Origin of the sequence: Desulfonatronospira sp., assembly GCA_003563255.1 — a bacterium.
Lineage (GTDB): Bacteria > Desulfobacterota > Desulfovibrionia > Desulfovibrionales > Desulfonatronovibrionaceae > Desulfonatronospira.
This window is the reverse complement of sequence record PWSL01000331.1, coordinates 1-3892: the sequence shown is the minus strand read 5'-3', so window position 1 is coordinate 3892 and position 3892 is coordinate 1. Positions and strand designations below refer to the sequence as shown.

The window sequence follows — 3892 nt, the reverse complement described above, 5'->3', positions numbered from 1 at the left end:
TGTTTCACGGGATAAACTGCGCTGAGACTTCGTCTATTTCACCGGGCAGGCAGATTGACACAGATAAAAGAGATTGAAAAAGCATGTTTTTTCCTTGCGGGAATAAGACCCCAGTGAAACCCTGCTGCGCAGGAACGCTTTCAGCGTTGTTTCACGGGGCAAGACCCGCAAGGAAAAGGCATCAGCCGCTTCGAGGCGAAAAAACTTACTCCCCGGTATCTACCGCGGATGCGGTGGAGACCATGTGCATACCAGGTGCGTATTCCTGGTATGCACATAAAAGCTCTTTCTTCCATCTGTGCCTGCCACGCGCCTCGCGTGGTCAATCTGCCTGCCCCGTGAAATTCACGAAGTGAAGGCGAAGCCATTTCACTGGGGTGTGATCTGTGGGAAGTAGTCTTTTTCTTAAAAAAATAAGTACGAAACAGTCCCCCTCCAGGCTGTATGCCTCCGGGCTGGAAGCAGTGCCAAGCGCTGAACCCCCGCCATAGCTCAAATTTTTCTTGTTTTTCCTGACAGGCATTCAGGAGTAAGTCACTAGGCTTTTTCCGCGACCCTGCGCGGAAAAAGAGGCCCCTGCGGGGCATCATTCGGTCAACCCTTGCAGGACGCGTTGAGCACGGGGACTGGCTCTCCCGGCACTTATTTTTCTAATCTGTTTCTTGTTCAATAAAATATAAGTGCCGGGGTGCCTGTCCCCACTAACATGCAAGCAGGGATTTTTTTTCTTTTCTTTCTTTTCTTGTTCCCAGGCTCCAGCCTGGGAACAAGAGGTAACCAGGAACGAAGAACCAGGAACCACGAACCGATTTTAACGACCAACATGTTGTTCCGAAATTTGTGCTAAGCGCCTAAAACGCCTAAACAGATATTGATTTATCAAGACAAAATAATCCAGTTAAAACACTCAGGAGAAAAGATATGTGTCTGGCCGTTCCCATGGAAGTGGTCTCCATAGAAGACAATGTGGCCCATGTGGAAGTGGGCGGAGTCAAAAATCAGGTACGCCTGGATATTGTGGACCAGGTACCGGCTGTGGGGGATTTTGTCATTGTCCACGCAGGTTTTGCCCTGAGATGCATTGACCGCCAGGAAGGACTGGAAACCCTGAAACTGTTTCAGGACAGTCTGGGGCTTGAACTTGTCAAGTGAATTCCGGGACCCGGATCTTTGCCGCAGAGTTCTGGAACAGATTCAGCACCTGGCTGATTCACCTTTTCGTTTCATGGAAGTCTGCGGCACGCACACTGTTTCCATATTTCAAAGCGGCATAAAGAGCCTTCTGCCGGAGAACATCTCTCATCTTTCAGGTCCAGGCTGCCCTGTATGCGTGACCCATGACCTGGAAGTAAATACTTTTCTGGCCCTGGCAAAAATGGATCTCCGCCTGGCCACCTTTGGAGACCTCATGCGTGTGCCGGGAAGCGGGGGCGACAGCCTGAAAAAAGTACAGGCGGAAGGGGCAAGGGTGGAAATATTCTATTCCGCCTTCGACGCCCTGCAGCTGGCTGTGGACAATCCCTCTGAAAACGTGGTTTTCCTGGCTGTAGGATTTGAAACCACGGCCCCCACAGTTGCCGCCACTGTGAAAGTAGCTCTCAATCAGCAGGTGGAGAATTTTTTTATTCTGCCCATGCACAAGCTGGTGCCCCCGGCTTTGCTTGCCTTAGCCTCGGACCCGGACATAAGGGTGGACGGACTTCTTCTTCCGGGTCACGTCTCCACCATAACAGGCATTGAGCCGTTTATGTTTCTGGCTGGGGATTACAACCTTCCGGCTGTCATCTCCGGTTTCGAGCCCCTGGATATCCTGCAGTCCATCCAGATTCTGCTGCGTATGCACAAGGAAAAAACTCCCGCAGTGATCAACAATTATAAAAGGGCGGTTGCAGACCAGGGCAACCCCAGGGCCAGGGAAGTGATGCAGGAGGTATTCAAGCCCGTGGATACCGCCTGGCGTGGACTGGGGGACATTCCGGGCAGCGGGCTGTCTTTGAGGAAAGAATACCTGGGGTTTGACGCAAGGAGAAAATTTGAGCCTGCCCCGCTTCAACCTGAAACAAATACCGGGTGCAAATGCGGCCAGGTGCTCAAGGGCAAAATACTCCCCCCCCAGTGCCCGCTTTTTTCTTGCGTATGTACCCCGGCAGCCCCGGTGGGACCATGCATGGTCTCCACTGAGGGTTCCTGCGCGGCTTTTTTCAAGTACTCGTTGTGAGTGCATAAAGGAAAACACCATGACCGACAGGGTCCTTCTTGACTACGGCAGCGGGGGCAAGGCCTCGCAGCGTCTCATCAGGGAGATATTTTTAAAACACCTGGGCAACCCAGGGCTGAACCGCCTTGATGACGCCGCCCTTATCGAGGATATATCCGGCCCCCTGGCCGTGAGTACGGACACATTCACCATCTTTCCACTGTTTTTTCCCGGGGGCGACATCGGTTCCCTGGCAGTGCACGGCACGGTAAACGACGTGGCCATGCTGGGGGCGGAGCCCAGGTACCTGAGCTGTGCCTTTCTACTGGAAGAGGGACTGGACATGCAGGATCTGGACAGGATTGCTGCATCCATGGGCAGGGCTGCCGCTGAATGTGGAGTACAGGTGATCACCGGGGATACCAAGGTGGTGCCAAAAGGGGCAGCGGATAAGATGTTTATCAATACCACCGGCATAGGCAGGGTCATAACCAGTCCGGCTCCATCAGGCAGCAGTGCAGAACCTGGAGACGCGGTGATCATAAGCGGCACCCTGGGGGACCACGGCCTGGCCATACTGACCTACAGGCAGGGGCTTAAGTTTGAAACGGATATCCAGAGCGACAGTCAGGCCTTAAACAGCCTGACCTGCAGGTTGATCCAGGAGGTGGGGGATATTCATGTGCTTCGCGACCCCACCCGGGGAGGGCTGGCCACCACTTTAAACGAGATCGCCTCTCAGTCTGGCTGCGAAATACTTCTCCAGGAGGATCAGGTACCTGTACGCCGGGAAGTGCAAGGGGGATGCTCTTTTCTGGGTCTGGACCCCTTGTATCTGGCCAACGAGGGCAAGTTTATCTGTATCCTGCCAGAGAAGCTGGCCCAAAAAGCTCTGGAAGTCATGCGCTCCCATCCTGCGGGACGGGATGCGGCCCTCATCGGGCATGTCCGGGAAGGGCACAAGGGCAGGGTGGTTCTAAGGACGTCCCTTGGAGGCCACAGGCTTCTGGACATGCTGGAGGGTGAACAACTGCCCAGGATATGTTGAGTGGATTCAGGAATTTAAGAATTCAGGGATTGAAGAATTTGGGGATTGAGGGATTAGTATCAGCCGGTACGATCCAGCATGGTACAGCTTTTTTCACAGGATTGCCGGCAAAATCAGCAATAGAAAAAGTTCAAGCTGAACTTGAGGTTTTACGGTATGCAGCAATGGCCTGATCCCGGTAAGATACTGATAATTATAGGCCTGGTTCTGGCGGCTGTGGGGCTTTTGGTTCTTTTAAGGGACAAGCTGCCCTTTACCCCGGGACGTCTCCCGGGGGACATATTCATCAAGAGGGAAAACTTCACCTTCTATTTTCCCCTGGGCACCTGCATCCTCATAAGCGCAGTTCTGACCATAATTTTTTTCCTCCTGCGCAAGTAAAGGTATATCCACATGGCTTTTTCAGGCGTATCTTAACTATACTAAATACGCCTGAGCCGGTTGATACAGCTTCCCCTGCCCAGAACCTGCATGGTTTCAAAGATGCCCGGGCTGGCGGTTTTGCCGGTAAGGGCCACCCGCAGGGGCTGGGCTATGGCCTTGAATTTGATATTTTTCTCCTCGATGTAGACCTTCATGGCCTGCTCCAGGTTTTCCTGGTCAAACTCTTCCATTCCTGCAAGTATCTCCGCGATCTCTCTCAGGTA

Annotated in this window: 4 protein-coding genes and 1 pseudogene; 4 read left to right on the top strand and 1 reads right to left on the bottom strand. The window is 53.0% G+C overall.

Going from position 1 to position 3892, the window contains the following annotated elements:
• Positions 1 to 921: 921 nt before the first annotated feature.
• The 4 genes from QZP87_RS09615 (at position 922) to QZP87_RS09600 (ending at position 3626) form a co-directional block, all read left to right on the top strand.
• Positions 922 to 1152: a HypC/HybG/HupF family hydrogenase formation chaperone gene (locus QZP87_RS09615; RefSeq protein ID WP_291322702.1), complete on the top strand. Its 231-nt coding sequence runs from the start codon at positions 922 to 924 to the stop codon at positions 1150 to 1152.
• Positions 1136 to 2218 (top strand): hydrogenase formation protein HypD, encoded by a 1083-nt coding sequence (gene hypD, locus QZP87_RS09610; RefSeq protein WP_291322701.1) that lies wholly within the window; start codon positions 1136 to 1138, stop codon positions 2216 to 2218. The genes QZP87_RS09615 and hypD overlap by 17 nt, the downstream gene beginning before the upstream one ends.
• A gap of 19 nt (positions 2219 to 2237) precedes the next feature.
• A complete protein-coding gene (gene hypE / locus QZP87_RS09605; protein ID WP_291322700.1) occupies positions 2238 to 3245 on the top strand; it encodes a hydrogenase expression/formation protein HypE in 1008 nt (335 codons plus the stop codon).
• Positions 3246 to 3401: 156 nt separating this feature from the next.
• A complete protein-coding gene (locus QZP87_RS09600; protein ID WP_291322699.1) occupies positions 3402 to 3626 on the top strand; it encodes a DUF2905 domain-containing protein in 225 nt (74 codons plus the stop codon).
• 41 nt (positions 3627 to 3667) lie between these two features.
• Here the strand turns inward: QZP87_RS09600 and QZP87_RS09595 are convergent.
• Positions 3668 to 3892 (bottom strand): annotated as a pseudogene (locus tag QZP87_RS09595) (glutamate--tRNA ligase); the annotation flags it as partial.

What these genes read in the sequence shown, in the direction of transcription:
- hypE (WP_291322700.1), top strand. Translation starts at nt 2,238, where the DNA reads ATGACCGACAGGGTCCTTCTTGACTACGGCAGCGGGGGCAAGGCCTCG.
- QZP87_RS09615 (WP_291322702.1), top strand. Translation starts at nt 922, where the DNA reads ATGTGTCTGGCCGTTCCCATGGAAGTGGTCTCCATAGAAGACAATGTG.
- QZP87_RS09600 (WP_291322699.1), top strand. Translation starts at nt 3,402, where the DNA reads ATGCAGCAATGGCCTGATCCCGGTAAGATACTGATAATTATAGGCCTG.